25 protein-coding genes are annotated in these 26,543 nt (G+C 60.3%); 12 read left to right on the top strand and 13 right to left on the bottom strand.

Annotated elements, in window-relative coordinates:
- Nucleotides 1-3: 3 nt before the first annotated feature.
- The 4 genes from ACP8J1_RS03770 to ACP8J1_RS03755 form a co-directional block, all read right to left on the bottom strand.
- Nucleotides 4-1,563 carry a HAMP domain-containing sensor histidine kinase gene (locus tag ACP8J1_RS03770; RefSeq protein ID WP_023021976.1) on the bottom strand — a complete coding sequence of 520 codons (1,560 nt, stop codon included), beginning with the start codon at nucleotides 1,561-1,563 and terminating at the stop codon, nucleotides 4-6.
- Nucleotides 1,560-2,258 carry a response regulator transcription factor gene (locus ACP8J1_RS03765; RefSeq protein ID WP_023021977.1) on the bottom strand — a complete coding sequence of 233 codons (699 nt, stop codon included), beginning with the start codon at nucleotides 2,256-2,258 and terminating at the stop codon, nucleotides 1,560-1,562. Before ACP8J1_RS03765 ends, ACP8J1_RS03770 begins: the two co-directional genes overlap by 4 nt.
- Nucleotides 2,259-2,402: 144 nt before the next feature.
- Nucleotides 2,403-2,576: a 50S ribosomal protein L32 gene (gene rpmF / locus ACP8J1_RS03760; protein WP_005279913.1), complete on the bottom strand. Its 174-nt coding sequence runs from the start codon at nucleotides 2,574-2,576 to the stop codon at nucleotides 2,403-2,405.
- Between the two features lie 15 nt (nucleotides 2,577-2,591).
- Nucleotides 2,592-2,861, bottom strand: a complete 270-nt coding sequence (locus tag ACP8J1_RS03755) for a type B 50S ribosomal protein L31 (protein ID WP_005323793.1) — start codon at nucleotides 2,859-2,861, stop codon at nucleotides 2,592-2,594.
- Between the two features lie 476 nt (nucleotides 2,862-3,337).
- On the opposite strand from ACP8J1_RS03755, the gene rpmB reads away from it, so the two are divergent.
- The 6 genes from rpmB (at nucleotide 3,338) to ACP8J1_RS03725 (ending at nucleotide 6,160) form a co-directional block, all read left to right on the top strand.
- Nucleotides 3,338-3,574, top strand: coding sequence for a 50S ribosomal protein L28 (rpmB, locus tag ACP8J1_RS03750; protein WP_005279911.1), 237 nt, complete (start codon nucleotides 3,338-3,340; stop codon nucleotides 3,572-3,574).
- A gap of 2 nt (nucleotides 3,575-3,576) precedes the next feature.
- Complete coding sequence (gene rpmG / locus ACP8J1_RS03745; protein ID WP_005279910.1) at nucleotides 3,577-3,741, top strand: 50S ribosomal protein L33; 165 nt, start codon at nucleotides 3,577-3,579, stop codon at nucleotides 3,739-3,741.
- 3 nt (nucleotides 3,742-3,744) lie between these two features.
- Nucleotides 3,745-4,050 carry a 30S ribosomal protein S14 gene (rpsN, locus tag ACP8J1_RS03740; RefSeq protein ID WP_005279906.1) on the top strand — a complete coding sequence of 102 codons (306 nt, stop codon included), beginning with the start codon at nucleotides 3,745-3,747 and terminating at the stop codon, nucleotides 4,048-4,050.
- A 15-nt stretch (nucleotides 4,051-4,065) separates the two neighbouring features.
- Nucleotides 4,066-4,320 carry a 30S ribosomal protein S18 gene (gene rpsR, locus ACP8J1_RS03735; RefSeq protein ID WP_005279904.1) on the top strand — a complete coding sequence of 85 codons (255 nt, stop codon included), beginning with the start codon at nucleotides 4,066-4,068 and terminating at the stop codon, nucleotides 4,318-4,320.
- 242 nt (nucleotides 4,321-4,562) lie between these two features.
- Nucleotides 4,563-5,342, top strand: a complete 780-nt coding sequence (locus ACP8J1_RS03730; RefSeq protein WP_023021978.1) for a putative nucleotidyltransferase substrate binding domain-containing protein — start codon at nucleotides 4,563-4,565, stop codon at nucleotides 5,340-5,342.
- 101 nt (nucleotides 5,343-5,443) lie between these two features.
- Nucleotides 5,444-6,160 (top strand): TetR/AcrR family transcriptional regulator, encoded by a 717-nt coding sequence (locus ACP8J1_RS03725; protein WP_023021979.1) that lies wholly within the window; start codon nucleotides 5,444-5,446, stop codon nucleotides 6,158-6,160.
- 7 nt (nucleotides 6,161-6,167) lie between these two features.
- On the opposite strand, the gene ACP8J1_RS03720 is transcribed toward ACP8J1_RS03725, so the two are convergent.
- The 5 genes from ACP8J1_RS03720 to ACP8J1_RS03700 are packed head-to-tail and all read right to left on the bottom strand — an operon-like array spanning nucleotide 6,168 to nucleotide 11,458.
- A complete protein-coding gene (locus ACP8J1_RS03720; RefSeq protein WP_023021980.1) occupies nucleotides 6,168-6,800 on the bottom strand; it encodes a hypothetical protein in 633 nt (210 codons plus the stop codon).
- Between the two features lie 25 nt (nucleotides 6,801-6,825).
- Nucleotides 6,826-7,773 carry a hypothetical protein gene (locus ACP8J1_RS03715; RefSeq protein WP_023021981.1) on the bottom strand — a complete coding sequence of 316 codons (948 nt, stop codon included), beginning with the start codon at nucleotides 7,771-7,773 and terminating at the stop codon, nucleotides 6,826-6,828.
- Between the two features lie 15 nt (nucleotides 7,774-7,788).
- Nucleotides 7,789-9,321, bottom strand: coding sequence for a bifunctional phosphoribosylaminoimidazolecarboxamide formyltransferase/IMP cyclohydrolase (purH, locus tag ACP8J1_RS03710; RefSeq protein WP_023021982.1), 1,533 nt, complete (start codon nucleotides 9,319-9,321; stop codon nucleotides 7,789-7,791).
- A gap of 27 nt (nucleotides 9,322-9,348) precedes the next feature.
- Entirely contained in the window at nucleotides 9,349-9,957 is a 609-nt protein-coding gene (purN, locus tag ACP8J1_RS03705; protein ID WP_023021983.1) for a phosphoribosylglycinamide formyltransferase, read from the bottom strand.
- Between the two features lie 22 nt (nucleotides 9,958-9,979).
- Complete coding sequence (locus tag ACP8J1_RS03700) at nucleotides 9,980-11,458, bottom strand: cell division protein PerM (RefSeq protein ID WP_023027763.1); 1,479 nt, start codon at nucleotides 11,456-11,458, stop codon at nucleotides 9,980-9,982.
- Nucleotides 11,459-11,507: 49 nt separating this feature from the next.
- Here ACP8J1_RS03700 and ACP8J1_RS03695 point away from each other — a divergent pair, with 49 nt between their 5' ends.
- The 3 genes from ACP8J1_RS03695 to ACP8J1_RS03685 all read left to right on the top strand — a co-directional run bounded on the left by ACP8J1_RS03695 (nucleotide 11,508) and on the right by ACP8J1_RS03685 (nucleotide 14,247).
- On the top strand, nucleotides 11,508-11,732 hold the full coding sequence (locus ACP8J1_RS03695) for a hypothetical protein (protein ID WP_167371308.1): 225 nt from the start codon (nucleotides 11,508-11,510) through the stop codon (nucleotides 11,730-11,732).
- A 373-nt stretch (nucleotides 11,733-12,105) separates the two neighbouring features.
- On the top strand, nucleotides 12,106-12,855 hold the full coding sequence (locus ACP8J1_RS03690; RefSeq protein ID WP_023021985.1) for a M23 family metallopeptidase: 750 nt from the start codon (nucleotides 12,106-12,108) through the stop codon (nucleotides 12,853-12,855).
- A 633-nt stretch (nucleotides 12,856-13,488) separates the two neighbouring features.
- Complete coding sequence (locus ACP8J1_RS03685) at nucleotides 13,489-14,247, top strand: M23 family metallopeptidase (protein WP_023021986.1); 759 nt, start codon at nucleotides 13,489-13,491, stop codon at nucleotides 14,245-14,247.
- Here the strand turns inward: ACP8J1_RS03685 and pcrA are convergent.
- Nucleotides 14,244-16,757, bottom strand: a complete 2,514-nt coding sequence (gene pcrA, locus ACP8J1_RS03680) for a DNA helicase PcrA (RefSeq protein ID WP_023021987.1) — start codon at nucleotides 16,755-16,757, stop codon at nucleotides 14,244-14,246. The two genes, ACP8J1_RS03685 and pcrA, sit on opposite strands and share 4 nt — an antisense overlap.
- 97 nt (nucleotides 16,758-16,854) lie before the next feature.
- Here pcrA and ACP8J1_RS03675 point away from each other — a divergent pair, with 97 nt between their 5' ends.
- From ACP8J1_RS03675 to pgi, 3 genes are all read left to right on the top strand, one after another.
- Nucleotides 16,855-17,178 (top strand): chorismate mutase, encoded by a 324-nt coding sequence (locus ACP8J1_RS03675; protein ID WP_023021988.1) that lies wholly within the window; start codon nucleotides 16,855-16,857, stop codon nucleotides 17,176-17,178.
- A 47-nt stretch (nucleotides 17,179-17,225) separates the two neighbouring features.
- The gene (locus ACP8J1_RS03670; RefSeq protein WP_023021989.1) at nucleotides 17,226-18,572 is read left to right on the top strand and encodes a Na+/H+ antiporter family protein; all 1,347 of its coding nucleotides are present in this window, start codon (nucleotides 17,226-17,228) and stop codon (nucleotides 18,570-18,572) included.
- 86 nt (nucleotides 18,573-18,658) lie between these two features.
- Nucleotides 18,659-20,296: a glucose-6-phosphate isomerase gene (pgi, locus tag ACP8J1_RS03665; RefSeq protein ID WP_023021990.1), complete on the top strand. Its 1,638-nt coding sequence runs from the start codon at nucleotides 18,659-18,661 to the stop codon at nucleotides 20,294-20,296.
- Nucleotides 20,297-20,459: 163 nt separating this feature from the next.
- On the opposite strand, the gene ACP8J1_RS03660 is transcribed toward pgi, so the two are convergent.
- The 3 genes from ACP8J1_RS03660 to ACP8J1_RS03650 are packed head-to-tail and all read right to left on the bottom strand — an operon-like array spanning nucleotide 20,460 to nucleotide 26,534.
- Nucleotides 20,460-20,873: a YccF domain-containing protein gene (locus ACP8J1_RS03660; protein ID WP_023021991.1), complete on the bottom strand. Its 414-nt coding sequence runs from the start codon at nucleotides 20,871-20,873 to the stop codon at nucleotides 20,460-20,462.
- A gap of 24 nt (nucleotides 20,874-20,897) precedes the next feature.
- Nucleotides 20,898-21,716 carry a DNA-formamidopyrimidine glycosylase family protein gene (locus ACP8J1_RS03655; protein WP_023021992.1) on the bottom strand — a complete coding sequence of 273 codons (819 nt, stop codon included), beginning with the start codon at nucleotides 21,714-21,716 and terminating at the stop codon, nucleotides 20,898-20,900.
- 18 nt (nucleotides 21,717-21,734) lie between these two features.
- Entirely contained in the window at nucleotides 21,735-26,534 is a 4,800-nt protein-coding gene (locus tag ACP8J1_RS03650) for an ATP-dependent helicase (protein WP_023021993.1), read from the bottom strand.
- Between the last annotated feature and the right edge of the window lie 9 nt (nucleotides 26,535-26,543).

Raw genomic sequence — 26,543 nt, 5'->3', positions numbered from 1 at the left:
AGCCTACCCTTGGTTAAACCAGCGTTGAGCAAAGATTTCACCGCGATCGCTGGAATCTTCATTGCCGCCCGGCTGCCCCTCATGCGGTTCTGCCAAACCATCGACAAAGATTTCTCCGGACACGGGCTTGCCCGGCAGGACTACTTCCATGCGCGTGCCACCATCATTAGACTCACGGATCTTAATCGTGCCGTCGTGGCGCTCAATCACCGATTTCACGATAGCCAGGCCCAAACCAGAGCCAGGCATAGAACGCGCCTCTGCCGAACGGTAGAAGCGCTCGAAAACCTTCTCCCGCTCCTCCGGCGCAATGCCCGGACCGGAGTCATCAAAGCGCAAGCGCACCTCGTGGGAAGATAGCTGTTCCATGGACACGCGTACCGTGCCAGTAGCCGGCGACCACTTAGCCGCATTGTCCATCAGATTCAACGTAGCGCGGCCCAATGCGAAGGGGTCACCATCCAGCTCCCACGGGATAAAGCGCACCAGAAATTCCACGTCCGGGCGGCGGCGACGGGCACGCTCTAAGGAAGACATCATGACCTCGCACAGGTCCACCGGTTCCGGTTCTCGTTCGTTGCCATCCTCACGCGCCAAGTCAACGAGGTCACCAATCAAGGTGGAGAGTTCGTTCATCTGGGACATGACGTCATCTTCAAGGTCCTTGCGGTCCTCATCGCTCATGCCAAAGCCGCCACCGGCGCGATTAAGCATCATCAAAAGCTCAATATTGGTACGCATTGAGGTCAACGGCGTCTTCAGCTCGTGCCCGGCATCGGCGACGAACTGGGCCTGCTGCGACCGAGACTCTTGCAGAGCTTCCAGCATCTGGTTAAAGGATGTGGTCAGCTGAGCCATCTCGTCATTATTGGATACTTCGATGGGGCGCAGATCATTGGTCTGCGTCACGTAATCCACTGCGCGTTTCAAGCGCGCAATGGGTTGCATGCCGGTTTTGGACACGATGAGACCAGCAAAGATGGCGAGCAAAATGCCAAGCGCAACAATAATCAGCAAAACTGTGCCGAGGATGGCGATGAATTCTTGGGTCGGAGCCAGAGATTGCGCAACGATAACGGTAGAGCCTAGATCGTGGCGTTTGGCCAGAACACGTTCGCCGCCGACCGTACGCACGGAGGTGTCTGTATAGTCTTCCGTCCGATGGAAGTCTCCACCGAGGGGAATAGTATCGCCATAGGACAAGCTCGTTGAGGGCGGCGATAAGGAAACGCGCGTATCAGGGTTATAGGACTTAAATTCTTCAATTTCCTGATCCACGTTGTCGATAAACCGCGGGTCCTGGCTCTTGCGCAACAAGGCATCCGCTTTGGCCTCCAAGCGGTCATCTACGGAGGCAGTCAGGGACATAGATACTACCCAGTACGTTGCCAAGGTCATTACGGCAACGGCTACGGCCACCACAAGGCCAGTAACAGTAGCAAGGCGCCACCGCAGTGGCGCCCGTGAAGCCCAGCTCCCTTGACTTTCAGAGAACTCAGTAAGAGGTGTGGGCTGTGCTTTCCCGGAAGCCACTGCAGGGGAAGCGGGCTTCCTTAAGATCACGGATGAGACTCCCTCAAGACATAACCAACGCCACGGACAGTGTGGATAAGACGCGAGTCGCCGTCTCCCTCCGTCTTCTTACGTAGGTAGCCAATATAGACCTCGAGCGCATTGCCAGAGGTAGGGAAATCATAGCCCCATACCTCCTCCAGAATCTTGCTACGAGAAAGCACCTTGCGGGGATTTTCCATAAGGAGCTGCAGTAGGGAAAATTCGGTACGCGTCAAAGAAATTGAGCGGCCACCGCGGCTTACTTCACGAGTATCAGCGTCGAGTTCTAGGTCTTCGAAGCTAAGCTTGCTCTCCACCGGAGCCTCAGCAGCGATGGAATCTGCGGAAGCGCGGCGAACCAAGGAACGCACGCGCGCCAAGAGCTCTTCCAGTGCGAATGGCTTTGGCAAGTAATCATCGGCGCCAGCATCGAGACCAGCTACGCGGTCCGATACGCCATCGCGCGCGGTCAGCACGAGAATCGGACGGTCCCAGCCTTCGCTACGCAGGGTGCGGCACACCTCAAGTCCATCCATGTTTGGCATCATGACGTCCAGAATCAGCAATTCTGGATTCTCAGAGCGCACCGCCTCCACTGCCTCTAAGCCGTCGCTAGCAGTCAGCACATCGTAGCCGTTGAAACGTAGGGAACGGCGTAGCGATTCACGGACGGGTTGTTCATCATCCACCACAAGGATTTTCATGATCCTAATTATTACTGATGAAACGCAACTTCATGAAGTTATGAGAAATATTTACCCCCATAGCCCCCCAAATAATACTTAAGGTAGCAAAAATCCCCGCTCAACCCTCCTACAGAGAGCGAACGGGGAAAGTGCGAAACGAGCTTAGAACTGCTCTACGTCAACCAGGCCCAGCTTGGCAGCCTTGACCAAGCGGCGCGGGATGCGGACGGTCTGTCCGTCGATGGTGACTTCCTGGAGGGCCACGTTGTCAGCCTTCCACTGGGAACGACGTGCGTGGGTGTTCGCACGGGACTTCTTAAACTTAGGAGTTGCCATTTTCTATTCTCCTCCTTACGCGTTCTTCTTCTTACGGCGAGCCATGCCACCGAAGCGCTGGTTGAAGCGCTCGACGCGGCCGGCGGTATCCATAACGCGCTGTGCACCAGTCCAGAACGGGTGGGACTCAGCGGTAACGTCAACAACGATCAGTGGGTACTCGTTGCCATCTTCCCACTCCACGGTGCGGTCGGAGGAAGCGGTGGACTTAGTCAAAAAGGAGTGACCGGTACCAGCATCACGGAAGACTACCGGGTGGTAATCCGGGTGAATATCTTTCTTCATATATATTCCCTCAGGGTTGGACTACAGGTCGGTTCCACCCACTTATGGAGCGGATCGTGCCCGAGTTGGGACGTACAAATTTCACTCTGCTAACCGCGTGCCGTGCGGCACGGGTCAACAACCTGAATTATCCTACAGTCAACTACCCCAGATGCGAAATCCCCTTCCCGCTCCGACCACTCATTTCACACCAGTTTCTTGTATTACGCATGGCGGCACGCCACAGCCAAATGCCACCCCAAAACCACAAACAGCCCCACTAACCACAGCAAGGTAGCGATTAGGTAATTCGCGCCCAAGGCTGTAAGATTTTCCCTTGCTGTTGTCAAAATATACGTTTTACGCCCCGTCTACTGGCGTTCGACGATGGCGCCGCACCCGCTCACACCTCACTTTTGAGCACTGCCACCCTCACTCGGCAGTCGGCGTTTCATTGTCCATAGCCATGATGTGGGCGGCTAGGAGAAAGAAGACCCATGTCGGCTATTTGCCAGGTAACGGGCCGCAAGCCGGAATTCGGCAAGCAGGTCTCGCACTCGCACCGCCGCACTTCGCGCCGTTGGAACCCCAACGTGCAGCGTCGTCGCTACTACCTGCCCTCTGAGGGCCGTACCATCACCCTGAATGTTTCCACCAAGGGCATGAAGATCATCGACCGCGATGGCATCGAGTCCGTTGTGGCTAAGATTCGCGCACGTGGGGAGAAGATTTAAGTATGGCACGTAACGATATCCGCCCAATCATTAAGCTGAAGTCCACTGCGGGCACCGGTTACACCTACGTGACCCGTAAGAACAAGCGCAACAACCCGGATCGCATCACCTTGAAGAAGTTCGATCCGATTGCCCGCAAGCACGTCGAATTCCGCGAGGAGCGATAATCAATGGCTAAGAAGTCCAAGATCGCTAAGAACGAGCAGCGCAAGGAAATCGTCGCCCGCTATGCGGAGCGTCGCGCTGAGCTCAAGAAGATCATCAAGAACCCGAACACCCCGGATGAGGAGCGCCTGGAGGCTCAGTTCGAGCTGAACCGCCAGCCTCGTGACGCTTCCCCAGCCCGCGTACGTAACCGTGACGCTGCCGATGGCCGCCCACGCGGTTACCTCCGCAAGTTCGGCCTGTCCCGTGTCCGTATGCGCGGCATGGCTCACCGTGGTGAGCTGCCGGGCGTTCGTAAGTCCAGCTGGTAAAGGGGTAATTGCACAATGGCTAATAAGCGCAATAACCAAAAGAAGTTCCGTATGGAGCAGAGCCGTCGCCCGAAGAAGAACCCTTTGAAGGCTGAGGGCATCGAGAAGGTGGACTACAAGGACACCAAGACTCTGCGTCTGTTCATCTCGGATCGTCACAAGATTCGTTCCCGTCGCGTCACCGGTCTGACCCCGCAGCAGCAGCGTCAGGTTGCTACCGCAGTCAAGAACGCACGCGAAATGGCTCTCCTGCCGTTCACCACCCGCTAAACAGTAGCTGGGTATCAACAGCGCACTTTTGCCGCTGGCAAGTGTGACACGGTAAAAGATCCATAGACTATCGCCGCCTCCCTCCTCGAGGGCAGGCGGCGATAGTCGTTTTCTCCCTCTTACTCCCGCCTTTGCACCCAGATATTCAGCCCACGCGGCCAAGGTGTTAGATTTAAAGCATTCGTGCGCCCCGCAGCCGCTGGGGGAAGCACCGGCTTCGCACTAGTGAAAGGCAGTGAGCAATGGCCCTACACCAATCCCTACTCGATCTCTCCGAGCTTGCCCCGCACTGCCAGTCCCGCGCTACGGCCCGCGGGCTGCTCGCAGAGGCCCAAGATATCTTGCGCAATGCGGTCGCTCACCAAGATAATGAGATTGAATTGGCTCACTGGTATTCCCACTTGTTGGTAGATATCGTTCGCTCCCCTGGGGTCAACTCACCGGTACGCCTTACCGGTGCTGCCGCTCGGGGCGACCAGCTGCCATCTATGCCTGTGGAGTGGATTGGCCAGGACTCCGATCTCCAGGAAGTCTTTTCTGATGTCGGCCTCCAGGCTCACGAGGCCGCCGATTCGATTGCCTCGCGCGTCGATGCCGGCCTCCCCCTAGGAAACGGCGGCGAACAAGCACTCCTGGAAGAAGCTTTGACCAAGCGCCCGCCTACTCTGAAAATGGTGGACGGCCTGCCGGACCGAGATGCAGCTGTGGACATCAAGGCGACACTGCTCTCCCCCATTGCAGCTATCGCTCGCTGGGCAGCGCCGGGGCCTCGCCCGACGGTAGATCGCCTGGCGATTGGCGTTGAGCGCGCTGTCCTCACCGCCACCGACGCAGAGTCTTTGGATCTAGCGTGGCGTACCGGCTATGCATTAGAGTTGCGCCGTTGGTACGAGCGCGTCAGTGACCGCCCAGCCACGCTGCGGGATCTTCCGCCGTTGGACCGCACTGCTTATGGCTCGGCGTGCCGTATTGTCTCGGCCGTATTTGAGTCCATTACCCAGCAGACAGAAGAATATAAATAGTCCCTAAGGTGCGGATTCGGAAGCAGTACCTAGTCGGGCATAAGATTGTACAGTTGGTAATTAAAAGCAATTTCTTCTTGTGAAAGGAGGCGTCCCACCGCATGGCAGGCACTGTCGGTAGGCCGCGTAAACACAGCCCGCGGCGCAGGGGAAACAGCGCCCGAGAGGAGATCTTGGACGCCTCCTCCGAGCTTTTCACTACTCAAGGGTTTGCTACTACATCCACGCACCAGATTGCAGATGCGGTTGGCATCCGCCAGGCCTCGCTGTATTACCATTTCCCGTCCAAGACGGAGATTTTCCTTACGCTGCTCAATTCCACCATCGAACCATCCTTGGAGTTGGCCGATGAGTTGGCCGGCACTGATGCCGATCCGGCTCAACGCCTGTGGTCTTTGGTCGCCGCGGAATCACGTCTACTGCTCACCAGCGGCTGGAACGTGGGACGCCTATATCAACTGCCGGTGGCTAATTCTCCGGAGTTTTCCGAATACCACGAATCGCGCGACCGCCTGCAGAATCATTTCCGCTCTACCGCCGCCGCCATTGTGGGCGAGGAGGATCCCCGAGTGGAGCTTCCCTTCCACATTGCGCTATCCGTCATCGAAATGCGCCCCAATAACGGCACCCCTCCGTTCGATGCTTCCCAGTCGGTACCAGAGACTGCAGCCATGCTTGCCGACGCCGCCTTAGCCGTCCTCGGCGCCTCCGTTCCCGATAACGCCGAGGAAACCACCCTCGAGCTATTGAAGAATCGCAACGACTCCATCTCTGCGGCCGCCGCCGCAGCAGCCGACCGCAAGAAGAAGTCGCGCTAACCCCTCACTAGCGCTGCCACGACTCCGTGAACTCTCCCGTGGCAGCCAATCCGCCTCCCTCGCGCACGCTGACGCCGCTCGGGGTCACCACGATAATCGAGGGATCCGCATTGACGTAGTAGTTATTCCCGTCTTGGGTAACGTCGTCCGTTTGGAACTGACCATCAAACATCGACGAGCGATAGAATTTGACTCCACCGCCGGTTTCACAAATGATGACCCTGCCGTCGGGACCAGAGCCGGCGAACAAGGCACGCTCAAAGCGCTGACAGTCGGCGTAGCCGCCATCCAGCCATCCGTACTCGTTGAAGTTGGAAATGTAGTTACCCACACCACTCTTCTGACCCCCGCCGGAAGAGGAAGGTAACTCCTGCTTTTCTGTCTGCGTGACCGTAACTACCGGTGGCTCCTCGGGGGTTTCCTCATCTTTCGTTGCGGTCTCTTGCGCAGCCGTGGTTTCCTCGCCACTCTTCTCTTCTTTATCGGCGTTGTCGACCGTGGTCATTCCACTACCCTGGCCTTTAAAGCTAGGGGCAGCTTCATCCTTGGCGTTGCTGCAGCCGCTGAGCGCGAGGCTGGCGGCCACGAGTGGGACGAACCCCGCGGCGATAAGCGGGCGGAGGCGAGAGCGATAAGACATTAGCTTTCCTTTCTAGTGCTAGGACTTAGCAGGCCGAGCTGGGCCACTGCGTATTGGCTTGAGCGAGGTCTTCGGCAATGGATGTAAGGACCGCCTGGGTGGAGGCGTACTGCCCATCAGGAGACGAGGCAATTAATGCTACGGCGACATCGTGCCCGCCCAACCGGACGATACCCATCTGGCGCACATCGTAAGCACCAGCGGGGTTCGGCCCCCAGCCGCCCTTCATCAAGGCGCCCGGCTGGGTGCGTAGGCCATAGCTTTGTGCAGGATCGGCGACTCCCATGGCGTCTATAATCGGCTGAGCTCCGTCCACGCAGCGCAACCCAGCCATAAACTTAGCCTGGTTGCCCACGCTCCACATGGTTTGACCAAAGGCCGTAAATTCAGGGCGGGTGACCTGGGATTGGACTTGGGTGGCGGTATCGCCTGCCTCCGCAATAACGCTTTGGGCGGCGTGTGCGGCCACGGTCGGCTCCCCTAATGCTGCCCACGCGGCCTTGGCGGCCTCGTTATCGGAGTAAGTAATTGCAGAGGACACCAGCTGGCTATCGGCAACACCCGTACGATGCGCCGCAATAAGCACGGGCACCTTGGAGGTTGACCACGCGGCTTCGGGAGCGGTGCGCCCAGCCTCGACGGTAGAGGTGCCATCGGAGACCGCAATGCCCACATTTCCGTGTTCTGCCACAATGCGATCAAGTACGGCTTGAACGTCATCGGCAGGGGCTGCGACCGGAGGTTCCGTGGAGTCGGACGGGGCGCGCTCGGCAGCAGGGGCTGCGGATGAGGACGCAGTCGTTGCAGACGTGGTCTCTCCGTACAAGGGATCGGCCGTGCCGCGTGCCTCGGTATTGACAAAAGTAGGGGAATTATCCGCTGCATCCTCAGCGCTTGCGCACGCGCCCAGGGAGAGTGCGCAGGCGCTGAGGGCAGCTGCCGGGCCCCAGGCCCGGCGGATAGGGAACGTCATGAAAACTAGCTTAGGCTAGTGGGCGAAGTGGCGGGTGCCAGTCAGGTACAGCGTAACGCCGGCTTCCTTGGCCGCTGCAATGACTTCCTCGTCACGGATGGAGCCGCCGGGCTGGACTACGGCCTTCACGCCGGCGTCGAGAAGCACCTGCAAGCCATCGGCGAATGGGAAGAAGGCGTCGGAAGCTGCGAAAGAGCCCTTGGTGCGGTTGGCGCCATCGGCCAGGGTATTGGCGCGCTCGACGGCGAGCTTGGCAGAGTCAACGCGGTTGACCTGGCCCATGCCCACGCCCACAGTGGCATTGTCCTTAGCCAGCAAAATCGCATTAGATTTCACCGCGCGCACGGCGCGCCAGGCGAACTCGAGCTCAGCCATATCGGACTCGTTGAGGGCCTCACCTGCGGCCAGGGTCCAGTTTGCTGGGTCATCGCCCTCGGCCTGGTAGGTATCTGGCTCTTGAGTGAGCACGCCGCCGGAGATGTACTTGCGCTCTTCGTGCTGGTCTTCGTGTTCTGCTTGCAGCACGCGCAGGTTCTTCTTGGCCTTGAGGACTTCGATGGCGCCGTCCTCGTAGGAAGGAGCGACGATGACCTCGGTAAAGATTTCCTTGACCTGCTCGGCCATCTCCACGGTGACCTCGCGGTTGACGGCGATGACGCCGCCGAAGGCGGACATCGGGTCACACGCATGCGCCGCGCGGTGGGCGGCGGCGATGGACTCTTCAGAAACGGCAATGCCACAAGGATTGGTGTGCTTAATAATTGCAACGCAGGGGCGCTCGTGGTCCCAAGCGGCGCGCCAGGCGGCATCCGCATCCTGGTAGTTGTTGTAGCTCATCTCCTTGCCGTTGAACTGGGTGGCATTGGCAAGGCCCGTAGAACCGATGCGGGTGATGGTGGCCTTTTGGTGGGAGTTTTCGCCATAGCGCAGCGGGGTGGTTTGGCCTTCCTCGCTCAGCTGGTCCACAAACCAGGCGGAGACGGCCGCATCATAATCCGCGGTATGCAGGAAGGCGTCGCGGGCCAAGCCGCGGCGCTGCTCTAGAGTAAAGCCCCCGTTGTTGATGGCCTCCACAGCCTCGTCATAACGGGAGGGATCTACTACCACGGCAACAGACGGGTGATTCTTAGCGGCCGCGCGCACCATAGACGGGCCGCCGATATCGATCTGTTCCACGCAGCCATCGAAGTCCGCGCCAGAAGCGACGGTCTCGCGGAAGGGGTACAGGTTGACCACGACGAGCTGGAAAGGCTCTACCTCGAGCTCGGCGAGCTGGTTGAGGTGTTCTTCCTTGCGGGTATCGGCCAGGATGCCGGCGTGAACGCGCGGGTGCAGCGTCTTGACGCGGCCTTCCAAGCACTCTGGGAAGCCGGTGAGCTTTTCTACCGGAGTGACCTCGATGCCTAGGTCCGCGATCTTCTTCGCGGTGGAGCCGGTGGAGACGATTTCTACGCCTGCCTTATCGAGGGCGCGGGCCAGATCCTCCAGCCCGGTCTTGTCGTACACGCTGATAAGAGCGCGCTTTACCTGCTTGCGGTCTTCGCTCATGAGGAGGATTAAGCCTTTCGAAAAGTCTTAGTCTGCGAGTTGAATAATAAGTTCCTCATTGTGGACGTCTGCTGCGCGCAGCACCTCCACGATGAGATCGCGCTCTACTTGTTTGATGCGCTCGTGGAGAGTGGACTCATCATCGTCCGCCATGATGGCTACGGATCGCTGCGCGATGATGGGTCCGGTATCCACTCCCGAATCCACAAAATGGACGGTAGAGCCGGTGATCTTCACGCCATAGTCTAGGGCGTCGCGCACGGCGTGCGCTCCCTTGAAAGCTGGCAGCAGCGCCGGGTGGGTATTGATGGTGCGGCCTTCGAAGCGGTCAAGAAATTCCTTTCCCAGGATCTTCATAAAGCCCGCAGAAACAACAACGTCTGGCTGCGCAGCATCTACTGCGTCAACCAGACGTTGATTCCATTCGGCGCGATCGGCACCTAGCGCCACGACCTCGGTATCGATCCCGTGGTCCTGTGCGCGCGAAATACCGTGGCATTCCTTATCCGCCACCACCTTCACCACTTGGTAGTGCCCTGCTTGGGCATCCACGATGGCTTGCAGCAGTGAACCCGTTCCAGAAACGAGCACCACCACTCGGAGGCGTTCAGGGTCAGCGGTATAGCGCGGAGGCATCGGTGAAGTCACGCGCTATAGCCTAGTCTCTCTCCCCTTCCGCGGAGGAATTTTCGCTCGAGGAAGCCTGCTCGCTCTCCCCCATTTGGTCCTTGAGCTGTTGGCTAACCGGCTTGGCGACGCCCCTTTTCTTCTCCTCAGCGTCCTCAGGTTCGTCCGATTCCTCGTGTTTCTCAGATTCCTCCGGTTCCTCCTGCTGCTTCGCCGCATCCTCAGCTGGGGTGCCTTCTTCCCCATCCGCGGCTGCGTCAGGGGCGGAGTCATCGGGCTCGTTCTCAACTACTTCGGCGTCAACGATCTCTGGATCGGTGATGGGCTCGCGCTCCGGTTCAACTGGGGTCTCGTCGGTTTCAGCGGCGGCCTCAGGGGCGTCGTCTTCAGCGGCATCCGAATCGGGAGTATCAGGGGCCGTGACACGTGCCGTGCGCGCCGCGCGCCATGCCACAAAGGCAAAACCTGCGGCAACGGCGCTGCCGACAACGGCCATCCACAGGGCGGTTAGGCCTGCGGCGGTCCACAGAATCGGACCGGTGGCGCCGTAGTAGCCAAGGTCGCCGCTGACAAGGTAGCAGGCAATAAACATCACTACCGCGGAGGCCACCGTAGCTACTAGTACGTCCTGGAAGCTTGGCCGCTTTTTATATAGGGCGTAGATTGCGGCGCCGAGCGGGACAACTAGAAGCACTACGGCCCAGCTAGGCGCGGAGGCCGGGATTCCACCGGTAATCGGCAGCGGTGGCAACGGCACGAGGTGGGCACTAAAGAGGCTGACCGAACCTTCGCCGATGGAAAACTCTGAGCCCACCACCACCGCAGCGGTGCTGACGATGGCATTGGGAATGTATAGCAGGCTCACTAGCACTAGTCCGGCCACACCTAGACCGGAGACCGTGGGATATTCATCCATCATCTCGCCCTGGCGAGAAATATTGAGGAGGAAAACCACCGCAAAGACTACGGCGGCACCAATGGCTAGGTAGCCGAGGTAGCGAAGGGCGATCTGAGTGGCGTCGACAATCTGGCGCGGCACCCCATAACGCTTGGCCAATGCCCGCCACAAGCGCGAGCCCATGCCGGCTGCCATAGCAGCAAGATGTAGAACAATAACCCGCAGCAAAGCCTGTGCCAGGTTTGGCGGGGAGACATCATAGACCTTGCCCGCGTCCCACAGCATCAGCCAGGCGATGATGGTAAATACCACTGGCACGCCAAGGACGCAGCTAAGAAGAATAAGCAAGTCTTTGACGCTGACCTTGTGCTTAACCGCGTTACGCACGCGGACTGCCACGACCGCAGCCAAGATGAGCGCGGGTAAGGCGGGCAAGAAAGACATGTGCACTTCGGCCGCCGAGACTGGCGCGAGGTTAAAGACCATCCATGACTCCGCCACGATGGTGTACCACCACGCCATGGGTGAGCCGGCCAGCATAAGACCACCGAGGGCAATGGCCATAATGATAAGGACAATGACCACGTTGGGCACTGCCGCCGTGATAAGCATGCGTCGGATGCGGCCGGCCCTAGTCAGCGGCGCAGGAGTACGGCGCGCTTTGGCTTTAGATCCGGCCTTTCGGGCGACACGTTGCGCCGATCCAGAGGGCTGGCGGGCCCCGCTGGGATGGGGCGCGCGTGGGGTGCGCTCCGTGCGCACCGTCCTGCCCCGCGCCTGGCTACGCGGGCGGGGCGTTGACCGAGAATGGGGGCTGGTGTTTTTGTTCATCGGCGTCCACTTTGCCACTTTCCGGCAGCAGATCTGGGGTGGCGCGACGAGGTAGCCATAAAATCACCGGCGACACCCCTGCACCTTGACCACACATATATATTAGGAGTATAAAATCTACCCCGGTTTCACACCTTTAACTCTGGCTACAGTAACATGAATGGAAAGTTATCGGTTTTATACGACCCACACGCAGCCCGAGTGGGATCTTGGTCGCAGTAATAATATGCCATTCGGATTATGTTGCCTGCTCGTGGGCAATTCCCTCGAGCAACGCCTAAAAATTTCTTAATTTGGGTTGCTGTTATCTTTTCGAGACGCTACTGTTACATCTCGTTGGTAACAAGAAGGTCACAATCTCGTAACTAACTCGGTGGGGACGTAACACTCAGATTGCGCAGATTGTGAAAAAGACGAAAGAAGACCTAATGCGAAGCAAAGTTCAGCGTGGCGCCGGTCGCCATCGCAAGATTGTCACCTCGCAGACCGCGAAGGGCCGCATCGCCGTAATGACGGTTGCGGCAGGTGCCGTATCCACCGCCGGCGTAGGTGGCGCAGCCGCTGCAAACATCCAGTCTGATGACGCGGCCACTACCAAGACGCAGTCCGTTGACTTCGAGCTCGCTTCTGATTCCACCCAGGTTGAGGACGCTGCTGAGGCCCCCGTTGATACCACTCCGCAGATCCTCAATGTAGCTGAAGCAAAGCCGGTTGCAGATCTATCCGATCAGCTCAACAAGGCCATCCAGGCTTCCGAGGAGCGCGCCGCCGCTGACGAAGCCGCTCGCGCACCGTCCGTAGCCCGCCCAGCCGAGGGTGCATTCACATCCCCATTCGCTATGCGCTGGGGCACCTTCCACAAGGGCGTCGACATCGCCAACTCTCCCGGCACCCCCATCCTTGCCGTCATGGATGGTACGGTCATCGACTCCGGTCCAGCTTCCGGCTTTGGCCAGTGGATCCGCATCATGCACGACGACGGCACCATGACCGTTTATGGTCACATGCAGACCCTTGACGTGGCCGTTGGCGAGCACGTGCATGCCGGCCAGAAGATCGCCGGCATGGGCTCGATGGGCTTTTCCACCGGCTCCCACCTCCACTTCGAAGTTCACCCGAACGGTGGCGAGGCAATCGATCCGCAGCCTTGGCTGGCTGAGCGAGGCATCGACCTCTAAGGCTCCCACCCAAACACCTTCTTGTTAAGCGCCGCAGTGGCTTTCCTGCGGCGCTTTTTCATGTCCACAATTGCCCCTAAAGACACCAGCGCCGGCTCCCGACCACCGCGGCTGCAGCCAACCTTCCCCAAGACGACTCAAGTGCGTCGCAGCCTTCCCATTGCGCCTCCAACAAATGGCAAGCCCCGTCGAGACAAGCGCTCCACCACCGGACCTAGACACAAATTGCGCCGCACAGGCAAGTCCAGCGCTCAGCCTTGTCGCAGGTAAATACACATTTTCCGCTAATCACTGGGTTTGAACGCAACACGCCATTTCCAGAGCGGCATACCCACCCCCAAAGTCTACCCCCAGTCCCTAAACCAACACTTCACACACGCCACTCTAGTCACATTCGTAACACGCGCAACAAGCTGGCATGTTCGAATAATTTCGAATTTTTTCCGCCGCTACCAGCGTTTTTTAAGATTGCGCGGGCCGTTCAGGCGGGCTAACTTTTAACTCGTTGCCACGAGCGATTTCGAACGCAAGCATTTCAGCTTTCGGCGTGTCGCGGTTGGCAGTTGCAAGACGCCGCCCTCACTAGGGCGCAAGCGTCCCGAGACCATGCAAGCCATGAAAAGGACTTAAGATATGAAGCGCATGAACCGCGCACGCAAGAACGTGGCGCTGAGCATCGTTACGCTCGGTACCGTACTTGCTACCGGCACCACCGCTTTTGCTGCAGAGCCAGTGGCTAGCGTGGACGTATCGGACGGCTCTTCCGAGCCCACCGCTACGAACGTAGATGACGCCGGTGTGGTCGACGCCCTCGTGGGCTTGGCCACCACTACCGTAGGCGTTCTCAACGGCGAGGCTACCCCGCAGGTAGATGGAAACGAATCCGGCGGAGTAAATATCGTCTTGGATCCGGGTTCTGTACCGGGATTGAAAGAAGCATTCGCTCCCCAGGGAAATCACTCTGGACTCACCACGAAGCGCGGCAAGGACTCCGCGGGCAATACAGTGGTCTTTCCTACCTCCGGCACCCTTACCTCCGGCTTCGGCCAGCGCTGGGGCACCATGCACAACGGCATCGACGTAGCAAACTCCGTGGGCACCCCGATTGTGGCGGTCATGGACGGCACCGTCATCAACTCCGGGCCAGCACAGGGCTTTGGCAACTGGATCCGCATCCAGCACGATGACGGCACCATCTCCGTCTACGGCCACATGTCGGCAGACCAGCTCAAGGTAAATGTGGGCGACCACGTGACCGCGGGTCAAGAGATCGCCGGCATTGGCAACGAGGGCCACTCCACGGGCCCGCACCTCCACTTTGAGATTCACCCAGGTGGTGGAGCACCCGTTGACCCAGTCTCCTGGTTCAACGAGCGCGGCATTTCGGTCTAGAGCTTTTCCATCGGCACTCCGCCGATGAGCATCAGCCGGACCTTACCGGAAGAACCAAAGTCCACGGTGACCGTGGCACGCTTACCGGAGCCCGACGTCTCAATAACGGTACCGAGCCCGTACTTAGCGTGATTGACACGGTCACCCACGGCCAGGTTGAAGTTATTGTTCTTAGGCATTGAGGTTGCCGCCGGCTTGCTAGTGCGTTGCGATGGGGAAGACGCAGCGCACTGGCCACCGCGGGCCCCACCTCTGCCCCACCCAGACCAGTCGCGGCCGTAGGAACGACCATATTGGTAATCGTCCTCACCCCACGCACCGGTTAGGGAACTATCGGAGTCTTCGCGCTGCCAGTTGATGAGGTCTGCAGGGACCTCGCCGAGGAAGCGGCTGGCAGGATTAGTCACCGGGTTGCCCCAAGCCGAGCGCAAGATGGCACGGGTGAGATACAACTGTTCACGGGCACGAGTAATGCCCACATAGGCTAAGCGGCGCTCCTCGCTCAACTCCTTCGGGTCACCGAGAGAGCGCATATGCGGGAATTGGCCATCCTCCCAGCCGGTCAAAAAGACCACGGGGAACTCGAGGCCCTTTGCGGTGTGCAGAGTCATCATGGTGACCACGCCAGTCTCCGAGTCAGGAATCTGATCAGCATCAGCCACCAGCGACACCTTTTCCAAGAAGGCCTGCAGCGAGCCCGGCGCGGCCTCACCCTCCTCCACTAACTCGGAAGGATCCACTGCATCTGCACCCGAAGCAGCCAGCTGGTTCGCGGCCTCTGAGGTAAATTCGCGTGCCACCGATACCAACTCATTCAAGTTATCGAGGCGCGCGCCATCTTGCGGATCGTTCGAGTTTTCCAATTCCGCCTTGTATCCCGTGGCATCCAAAATGGCGGTGAGCAGCTCACCCAAATCCGGCTGGCCAGTAACCTCATCGCGCATGGAAGGGATCTGATTGCGGATGCCCTCCATCATCTCGTTGAATTTGGTGACCGCGTTAATGGCCCGGGTGGCTAGGCCAGGCACTTCGCCACGAGGGACATCGGCAAGCGCCTTGCCAAAGCTAATGCCGTGGTTTTCTGCATGGAGGGCAATGTGCCCTTGTGCTTTATCCCCAATGGCGCGCTTGGGCACATTGATAATGCGGCGCAGGCTCACCGTATCGTCCGGGTTATCCAGGATGCGCAGGTAGGCCACCATATCGCGGATTTCACGCCGCTCATAAAAGCGCGTTCCACCGACCACCTTGTAGGGAATTCCGGAGCGGATGAAGATATCTTCCAGCGCACGGGAGGCATTATTGGTGCGGTACATGACCGCGATATCGGAATAGCTGCGCTCCTTATCCGCCAAGGAATCAATCTCGGAGGCGATGAACCGCGCCTCATCGTGCTCGTTATCGGCAACGTAGCCCACGATCTGCTCGCCTTCACCGTGGGCCGTCCACAGGTTCTTCTCGCGTCGGTTCTCATTTTTAGCAATAACGGCGTTGGCCGCATTGAGAATGGTCTGGGTAGAGCGATAATTCTGCTCCAACAGGATGGTATGTGCTTGCGGGTAGTCGCGCTCGAATTCCTGGATATTGCGGATGGTCGCACCACGGAAGGCATAAATGGACTGGTCGGAGTCGCCCACCACGCACAGCTCGGGCGCGTCAGGGCCGAGCTCTCCCCTGCCCACGAGCGCAGCAACCAGCGCATACTGGGCGTGGTTGGTGTCCTGGTACTCGTCAATAAGCACGTGCTTAAAGCGCCGCCGATAAAATTCCACCACCTGCTGGTGCTGGGTGAAGATCCGCACCACCTCACCGATGAGATCATCAAAGTCCACGGCATTGGCCGCGCGCAAGCGGCGCTGGTATTCGGCATAGACCTGGGCCACGGTGGTCTCAAACGGGTTTTTGGTCTGCTGCGCCTTTTCCAGTGCGGATTCGGGGCCGATGAGCTCATTTTTGTGATTAGAAATCTGATTAGCCAGCACGCGCGGGGTGTACTTCTTCAGATCCAGCTGCATATCTTTAGCAATCATGGACAATAGCCGGCGGGCATCATCGCCATCATAAATGGTGAAATTGGTATTAAGCCCCGGCACGAGCTGCGCATTTTGACGCAGGATGCGCACGCAGATGGAGTGGAAGGTAGATACCCACATGCGCTCGGCCACAGGGCCAACTAGCCCGCCCACGCGCTCCTTCATTTCCGCGGCGGCCTTATTAGTAAAGGTAATGGCGAGGATCTCCCACGGATTTACCCCGCGATGGCGCATGAGATAAGCAATACGCCGGGTAAGCACGGCGGTCTTACCGGAACCAGCGCCGGCGACAATGAGCAGCGGGCTGCCCGAGTGGGTAACGGCCTCTAGCTGCTGTGGGTTGAGGCCCTCGGTCAAGGCATCGGGGGATTCGGATTGCGGGCTCGCTGCGCGCGGTGCGCCGAAGCCGCCAAAGGGGCTTGGTGTGGGTGCGCCGCCGGTAGACGGGGAAGGACTAAAAGGAGAGTTTTCGTTCATAGTGCCTTCCAACCTACTAGCCCCACCGGACACGCCCCGTATCCGCCGTGCGAGCTGCTATTTCCTTTTGCGTGGGCGGGTGGCACAATATGGTCTTATGACCGCAGAAGATAACAAGGACATCGTCGATAACGGCCTGGACATCCGCACGCCTTCGGGCACGGATGATCCCCTATCTGATGCGGAGATCCAGCAGTATCGCGAAGAAATCAACCGCATGGACCGCATCATCCTGGATGCTGCCAAGCGCCGCACGGAAGTCTCTCAGGCTATTGGCCGCACCCGCATGAGCTCCGGCGGCACCCGCCTCGTCCACACGCGCGAGATCGCAATTTTGAATCAGTTCCGCGATGAACTCGGCGAAGAAGGCCCCACCATCGCCTCTGCGCTGCTGCGCATGGGCCGCGGCCGGTTGGGCTAGCCGAATAATTACTGGCCAGCCGATACTATGCAGTATCCTGGCTAAGCATGAATGCAGTTCTCATCGCCGTCATAGTCATGCTCGTGCTCGCCCTTTTGCGCGTGCATGTGGTGGTGGCTCTCTTCTTGGGTGCCATCGTCGGCGGGCTCATGTCCGGCATGGGACTCGATGCCACCATGGTTGCCTTCCAAGATGGCTTGGGCGGCGGCGCCAAGATTGCGCTGAGCTATGCCCTCTTGGGCGCTTTTGCGATGGGCGTGGCCTCGGCCGGGCTGCCCCAGGTCCTGGCTAATTTCCTCATCCGCAAGCTCGGCGGCAGCGGCGAAGCAAATCCCAAGGCGGCCCTGGCCACTAAATGGATGCTCATCCTCGGGCTCATTGCCATGTCCGTGATGAGCCAAAACCTCATCCCGGTTCACATTGCTTTCATTCCACTAATCGTTCCCCCGCTGCTTAAGGTGATGAATAAGCTGCGCTTAGACCGCCGGCTCATTACCACCTGCCTGACCTTTGGCCTTATTACCACCTACATGTTCATCCCGGTGGGCTTTGGCTCCATCTACTTAAACGACATCCTGTTATTTAATATCCAGCAGGCGGGGTTGGATACCTCGGATATAAATATCATGCAGGTTATGGGTGTTCCGGCGCTCGGCATGCTCGCAGGCCTGCTCATCGCTATTTTCTTTAGCTACCGCAAGCCGCGTGATTATAAGGACCTCCCCATCACCGCTGAGGAGCACCAAGAGACCCCTTCTACCTATAAGATCTGGGTCTCCGTCGTGGCCATCATTGCCACCTTTGCGGTGCAGATTATCATGCAGGCGCTCGACTTCGAATCCGATGGCCTCATGGTCGGCGCACTGACCGGCCTGGGTATTTTGCTGCTGACCGGCGCGGTGGATTGGAAGCATGCCGATGACGTTTTCACCAATGGCATGAAGATGATGGCGCTCATCGGCTTCATCATGATCACCGCCCAGGGCTTTGCCTCGGTCATGACGGCCACCAACGAGGTCGGCCCACTGGTGGATGCCACCGCTAACCTCTTTGGCACCAATAAGGTCCTTTCCGCCGGTGCCATGCTGGTGGTGGGCTTGGTAGTCACCATGGGCATCGGCTCGTCTTTTTCCACCTTGCCCATCATTTCCGTTATCTACGTGCCGCTGTGCATGTCGCTAGGCTTTAGCCCCGCGGCCACCGTTGCGCTCATTGGCACTGCAGGCGCGCTTGGCGACGCCGGCTCTCCCGCCTCCGATTCCACCCTCGGCCCCACTGCCGGCTTGGGTGCGGATGGCCAGCACGACCACATCCGCGACTCGGTCATTCCCACCTTTATCCACTTCAATATTCCGCTGCTCATCGCCGGTTGGGCAGGCGCACTCATCCTCTAGAAGGGCCCGACGCGGTTGCCCTTTCTGGACTACGGTGGGAGAGGTAAATGTTGCCAATGCGCTAGTTGCCAGAAAGGCCAACCATCATGGATATCACCGCATCTGCCCAGTGGAGCGATCTCGCGAAGGCATATGAGACCAAAAAGGATCTCAACCTCCGCGAGCTTTTTGCCGCCGATGCAGACCGCGCCCGCAACTTCACTTTCGACGCCGCCGGTTTGCACGTCGATCTATCGAAGAATTTGATCGACGGGGACGTCATCAAGCAGCTGGTGGAAGTAGCCAAGGCTGCCGATCTAGAGTCCCGCCGCGATGCCATGTTCGCCGGCGAGCACATCAATAACACCGAGGATCGCGCAGTGCTGCATACCGCGCTGCGCGTCCCGGTCGAAGATGACTTGACTGTTGACGGCCAGGACGTTGCCGCCGATGTCCACGAGGTCTTAGGCCGCATGCGTGACTTCGCCACCGCGCTGCGCTCCGGCTCCTGGCTGGGACACACCGGCCACACCATCAAAAAGGTAGTCAATATCGGCATCGGCGGCTCCGACCTTGGTCCGGCCATGGCAGCTAAGGCATTGCGCTCCTACGAGGTCGCTGGCATCTCCGCAGAGTTCGTTTCCAACATCGACCCCGCCGATATGGCCGCCACCCTCGATGGCCTGGATGCCGAATCCACCCTATTTATCATCGCCTCCAAGACCTTCACCACCCAAGAGACGCTGACCAACGCACACGCCGCGCGCCGCTGGCTCATCGAGCAATTCGATGGCGATGAATCCGCCGTGGCCAAGCACTTTGTCGCCGTATCTACCAATGCGGAAAAGGTAGCCGAATTCGGCATCGATACCGAGAATATGTTCCCGTTTTGGAATTGGGTTGGCGGCCGCTACTCCGTGGATTGTGCCATCGGCCTGTCTCTTATGTGCACCATTGGACCGATGGACTTCATGCGCTTCCTCGAAGGCTTCCACGCCATGGACGAGCACTTCCGCACCGCCCCGCTGGAAGAAAACGTCCCCGCACTCATGGGCCTCCTTGGTGTCTGGTACACCAACTTCTTCGGCGCCCAGACTCACGCCGTTCTGCCCTATTCGCAGGACCTCGGCCGCTTCCCGGCCTACCTGCAACAGCTGACCATGGAATCCAACGGTAAGTCCGTGCGTCGCGACGGCACCGCGGTCACCGTCCCGTCCACCGGCGAAATCTACTGGGGCGAGCCAGGCACCAACGGCCAGCACGCTTTCTTCCAGCTCATGCACCAAGGCACCCGCCTCATCCCGGCGGACTTTATTGGGTTTGCCCGCCCGAAGCAGGACTTCCCCACCGCCGATGGCTCCGGCTCCATGCATGATCTGCTCATGGGCAATTTCTTTGCCCAGACCAAGGTCCTGGCCTTTGGCAAGACCGCAGAAGAAATCGCCGCCGAAGGCGTTGACGCAGACGTCGTGCCGCACAAGGTCATGCCAGGCAACCGCCCGACCACCACCATCCTGGCCGAGGAACTCACCCCGCAGACCCTCGGCGCGCTCATCGCGCTCTACGAGCACATCGTGTTCACCCAGGGCGTTATCTGGGATATCAACTCCTTCGACCAGTGGGGCGTGGAGCTGGGCAAGCAGCAGGCTAATGACCTGGCGCCGGCTGTCTCCGGTAAGGAGGAGGCCGCATCCGGCGACCAATCCACCGACGAGCTCATCGGTTGGTACCGCTCCAACCGCTAAACGCCCACTTTTAGCCGCGTTAACCCGCTTTCGAACCTTCCGCGGGCGGATAGCGCGGCTGCTTTATGGTCTTTCTCCCCAAGGCGTTATAAAACAAGCACGTTCTGCCCATAATCAGCACGAAATTGGGCAGAACGTGCTTGTTTTGTCTGCGGTCCGGCGCTTAAAGTTTGACCATCGGCTCCCAGCCGAAGGGAATCTCTTCCGAGTTCACAATTCGGCGGCCAAACGGGAAGCAGGTAACCGGGATCATCTTCAGGTTGGCCAGCGCGGCTGGGATGCCCACGATGGTCACTACCTGTGCCGCCGCGGTGGTTACGTGACCAATGGCCAGCCACAGGCCGGCGACGACGAACCAGACGACATTGGAGAAGGTGGACATGGAGCCACTACCCTTGACTGGCTGCACTACCGAGCGGCCAAATGGCCACAGGGCGAAATTAGCCATGCGGAACGACGCCACGCCCGCTGGGATAGTAACGATGAAGATGCAGGCAATGATGCCAAAGAGGAAATAGGCAAGGGCTAGGAGGAACCCGCCGGTGATAAACCAAACGATGTTAAGAAAGGTACGCATGTCCCCCACACTAGCGCGGGAATCTTATTTCGCGGGGTGAAGCGGCTGGCAATGAGGGCACCACCAGATGATGCGCTCGAGTTCGCCTTCATCGCCGCCGGCATCCACACCGCCGAGCGCGCCCTTGGTAATGAAGGTGCCGCAGCGGCGGCAGCGCTTGCGATTGCGCCCGAAGACATAGGTCGTCTCCCCGGCGCGGCGCACGCCGGTGGTCACGCGTACCGGGGAGGTGCGATTAGCCCACATGATGCGCCGAGAGATGTCGAGGATGCGGGCGGTATCCACCTCGGATACTGGTGTGGCCGGGTGCACCCCTGCTAGGAAACAGGCCTCGGCGCGGTATTCATTGCCGATGCCGGCGACGACCTTTTGGTCGAGCAGCGCCGCGCCGATGGCGCGTTGGGGACGGTTATTTAGCCGCCGCAGGGCTTCTTCGCGATCCCAGTCAGGATCGAGAATATCCGGTCCGAGGTGGGCGATGCGCTGATGGTACTGGTCGGCGGGATAGATCTCCACGAAGCCTAGCTGGTGACCAACGACCTCAATATCGCGCGGGGCGTTGGCTAGCTGCAGGACGATGCGCGCGGTATGTCCGGGCTTGCGCCAGCGGTCGCCTGCGTAATGGATGGCCCAGGTACCTTCCATCTTGAGGTGAGTGTGCACGATGGTCTGGTCGAATTGCATGAAGAGGTGCTTGCCATAGGGCCAGACGCGCTCGCATACCATGCCGTCTAGATGCACGGTGGCGTAGCGCGGCACGCGCACGGAACAGCCGGTGACCTCGCGTCCGGCCATGAACTGCAGGCGGTTGGATAGCTGCAGGACGGAATCGCCTTCGGGCATAACACCTCCAGTGGATCTTTAGCGACGGTACCCGCTGCGCGGGCGGAAGCCACCATTATTGCGCGGTGCAGGCGGTGCGTCATCAAAGCTGAGTTCTTCGATGGCCTCGCTGGCGCGGCGTCCTGCACGTGGGGTGCGCGGAGCAGCGGCGCTCGCGGAGATGCGCACTCCCTTGGGAGTAATCCCGGCGCCAGCTTCGCGCAGGTGGGCGGCGGTATCCGTCTTATGAATGGGGCTGCCATTGCATTTTTCGATAACCAACGGGGACAGCACTCCCCTTGCCACCATATCCGTGAGCGCGCCTACCAGGCGGGGATATACCTCCGCCGGGTCGATGCCTCCCGGCAGCGATTCCAGGAAGGTGGTGAGGGTTTTCCCGCCGCGGGTGAGGTGGGCGATGGGTAGTCCGTCGATAAGCACTACCAGCGCGCCGGCCGAACGGGTGTGCCCGCCGGTGGCTTTGCCGTCGGCATCGTCGCGCTGCGGCCACGGCAGGGCCGCACCGTAGGGATTGGCCGGGTCGCAGGCGGCGAGGACAAAGGTTTCGGGCTCGGTGGTTCCAGACGGCCAGCCGGTAACATCCGGGGAATCGGCCAGGCCGCGCAGGCGGTCGATGATGGCGGGGGTAGAAAATTGGGCGGCGCCCAGCCCATCGATGACATAGCCGCGCATGGCCTTGCCGGATGCTTCGAAGCCGGAGAGCACCTTATAGGCCAGCGCAAAGCCACCGAGCACGTCTTCGGCCACGACGGAGCCGCGGGTGAGCACGCCGTAGCGGTCGAGCCAGGCCTCGCCGTGTGCCACAGACCGCGAGGTGGCATCGGTAGCGGCAGACACAGCCAGCGACCACCTGCCCATCACATCGGGCGGGGTCTGCGCGGCCGCGGCGTTCTGAGCTTGGGCGAAGGAGGTACGCCCCATGCGCAGGCGAGAGCGGGTGGGCCGCCGCTTCGAACGGTGCGCGGTGCGGCCTGAGCGCGAACCGCCGGAAGACAACCGGGTACGCAACGGCGCGAAGGAATCGGGGCTTACCAAGCCCATCTCCACCAAACCCCAGAGGGCCTCGCGGGTCTCCTCGGTAGTGCCGGGGACCTCGGCAGCGATATCGGCAAAGAGGAAGCCGCCGCCGCGGCCCAGAACATCGAGGATGGCGCGTTGCAGCATGCTCACGCCCTCGGCGTCCGTTTCCGGGGCGAGTTGAGCAGCATAGTCCGAGGGCAACAGCATGATCCAAGGGTCTGCCGCACCGGCCTTGCCGGCACCGAAGATGAGCACTTCGCCATTAGAAGTGAGCTCATCGAGCATGGTGGGCGAATAATCTCCCACCCGCGCGGGCAAGATGAGCGATTCCCACGCAGAGGCCGGCAGGCGCACCCCGGCTAGCTGCTCGATGACGGAAAAGACGCCATCGGCCCCGCGCAGGGCCGGGCGCTTTCCGGCCGGTGCGATGCTATGCCACTCCGGCAAAAAGCGGGCAAAAGTGGCACCCGAAACCGGCTCGGTAGCGGCACGCGCAGCGGCGAGCGAACGCGAGCGGATAGTCTTGAGCACCGCTGCGGCGCAGTATTCGTGCTCATCGACGCCCTGGCGGTAGCGGCCTTCTACTACCCCATCAAGCGCGCCGAGGACGGTATGCGCGGCAGAGACGGAAATGCCGAAAGCCGCGGTGAGATCGCGCAGCACGAAGGGCCCGCGGGTGCGCGCCCAGCGCGAGACCAGCTGCGGCAAGGCATCAGAAATGGTGGCCACTTGGGCGGGGATGCCGGGAGGAATGGGGATGCCGAGGGCGTCGCGAAGCAGGGGTGCATCCGGGGCCTGGGCTAAGTGCTCGCGTCCGCCGATCCGCACGCGCATGATCCGCGTGCCCAACTGGTCCAGGGCGGAAAGCGGCACGTCGGTGTGCTCGCCTAGCTCGTCTGTGGGAATCGGCCCGAGCACGCGCAGCAGGTCCGCTACCTCCTCGGTGGTGCGGGCCCGGCGCGAGGGATCGGTGCGTTGGAGCTGGGCGTGGACCTCGGCGATAATCTCGGGATCGAGCAACTCGCGCAGCTCCACCGTGCCGAGCAATTTGGCCAAAAGCGCAGGGTCAAGGGCCAGGGCGGCCGCGCGCTTTTCTGCTAACGGGGAATCGCCCTCGTACATAAACGCGCCGGTGTAATTAAACAGCAACGAAGAGGCAAAAGGCGAGGGCTGTTCGGTGGTGACCTCCGCAATGCGGATGCGGCGGTGGCCCAGCTCCCGTATGACTTCCGTAAGCGCGGGGACATCGTAGACGTCCTGGACGCACTCGCGCACCGTCTCCAAGATGATGGGGAAGGACGGGTACTTGCGGGCAACGTCCAAAAGCTGCTCGGCGCGCTGGCGTTGCTGCCACAACGGCGCGCGCTTGCCCGGGTTGCGGCGAGGCAAGAGCAGCGCGCGGGCCGCGCATTCGCGGAAGCGGGAGGCAAAGAGCGCGGAATTGCCCACTTGCTCGGCCACGATATCGGCAATCTCATCGGCGTCGAAGGCGAAGATGGACCCATCAGGTTCGGATTCTGCTTCCGGCAGGCGCAGCACGATGCCGTCATCGCCGGCTACTGCCTGCGGATCCATGCCGGTGCGCTCGCCTACCCTGGCCCCCACCGCCAACGCCCATGCGGAGTTGACCGGCCGGCCAAACGGGGTATGCAGCACCACCCGCCAATCGCCTAGCTCATCGCGGAAGCGTTCCAGCACCAACGTCTTTTCATCCGGGATGACACCCGTGGCCTCGTTCTGTTCCTGCAGGTAAGCCACGATATTGGAGCGCGCATTATCGTCGGCGTCCGCGATTGTCTCCGGCGAGGAAAAGACCTCGCGGCGATACTCACCTAGCGCCTTGCCCAACTCATAGGGGCGGCCCGCGCCATCGCCATTCCAAAACGGCAGGCGGCCGGTATGCCCCGGCGCGGGTGTGACCAACACCTGGTCGCGCGTGATGTCCTCGATGCGCCAACTGGTAGCGCCCAAGGTGAATACATCGCCCACCCGGGACTCATAAACCATCTCCTCATCCAGCTCGCCCACCCGGCGCGGAGCGCCACCGGAGCCCTCGCCCGAGCCGGTATAGAGGAATACTCCAAACATGCCCCGATCCGGAATCGTGCCACCGCTGGTGACAGCTACCCGCTGGGCACCAGGCCGCGCGGTCATCACTCCCGCCACACGGTCATAGACCACGCGGGGTTTAAGCTCTGCAAAGTCCGTGGACGGGTAGACGCCGCTTACCAGGTCCAGCACGGAGTCATAGACCTCGCGCGCCAGATCGCGGTAGGGCCAGGCCCGGCGGACCATCTCGTACCACTCATCGGCATCAAGCCCGTCCTCACCAGCCGCGGACACCGCCGCCACCGTCTGCTGCGCCAGCACATCCAACGGGTTGCGCGGGGTATGCATCTCTTCAATGAGCCCGGCGCGCATGCGCGATACCGTCAGCGTGGACTGCACTAGATCCGCGCGGTGCTTGGGGTAAAAGGAGCCATGCGAGACCGCGCCCACAAAGTGGCCGGCGCGGCCCACGCGCTGCAGGCCGGAGGCCACGGAGGGCGGCGATTCCACCTGTACGACTAGCTCCACTGCACCCATGTCGATGCCCAGCTCCAACGAGCTTGTGGCCACCACGGCCTTGAGCGTTCCTTCTTTCAGCATGGTTTCAGTCATCGCGCGCTCATCCTTAGACACCGAGCCATGGTGGGCGCGGGCGATAACCGCCGGGGCCTTGCCGGCGACGTCGACCTGCTTCATCAGCTGGGCTGGGTCCCGGCGGGTTTCGGGCGACAGCGAATCCGGATCATGCTCTTGCGCATAGAGCTCATTGAGCCGGCTGGTCAGCCGCTCGGCCGTGCGCCGAGAGTTGACAAATACCAGTGTGGAGCGATGCGCCATGATTTCCGCATAGAGGTCATCTTCAATAAACGGCCAGATGGACTTGGCCGTGGGCAGCGCGGACTCATCCACGGAAGGAGAGCTGATGCCAATCGCATCATCCACCGTCATCTCCCCGATGGTGGAGCCTTGCTCCGGTGTGGGCAAATCGGACATATCCTCTACCGGCACATGCACGTCCAGCTGCCACTTCTTCTCCGCGGCCGGTGCCACAATTTCTACTGGGCGGTTGCCGCCTAAGAAATTCGATACCGCAGACAGCGGCCGCACGGTCGCAGAAAGCCCAATGCGCTGGAAGTCTCCTGCCACCTGCTGCAGGCGCTCCAAGGTCAGCGCCAGGTGCACGCCGCGCTTGGTGCCAGCCAGGGCATGAATCTCATCGATAATGACGGTATCCACCGTCTTTAAAATCCCCGCTGCCTTAGAGGTCAGCATCAAATAGGCTGACTCCGGGGTGGTAATCAAGATATCCGGCGGCTTGCGCACCTGCCGCGCACGCTCCACGGAGGGCGTATCGCCCGAGCGCACGCCTACCGAGATATCCGGTACATCGAGCCCAAGGTTCTCTGCGGTGCGGGCAATTCCGGTCAGCGGGGCGCGCAGGTTATTTTCCACGTCCACCCCCAGTGCCTTGAGCGGCGAGATATACAGCACCTTCGCCCCAGCGGCGGATCCCGAGGCGCCAGAGCCCACCGGCAGCGCCAGCTGACCTTCGCGCTCGACCAAATTATTCAGCGCCCACAAGAACGCGGCGAGCGTCTTACCCGAACCGGTAGGAGCTACCACAAGGGCATGCTCACCGCGGGAAATCTTCTCCCAGGCCTGCGCCTGCACGGCGGTGGGGGCGGCAAATACATCCCGAAACCACTGCGCTACTTGAGGCCGGAAGCGGTCGAGGATGTTTTCTGGCATGCCCACACT

It is taken from the genome of Corynebacterium sp. LaCa_205 (assembly GCF_057458085.1).
This window is presented reverse-complemented; position numbering and strand designations above follow the sequence as displayed.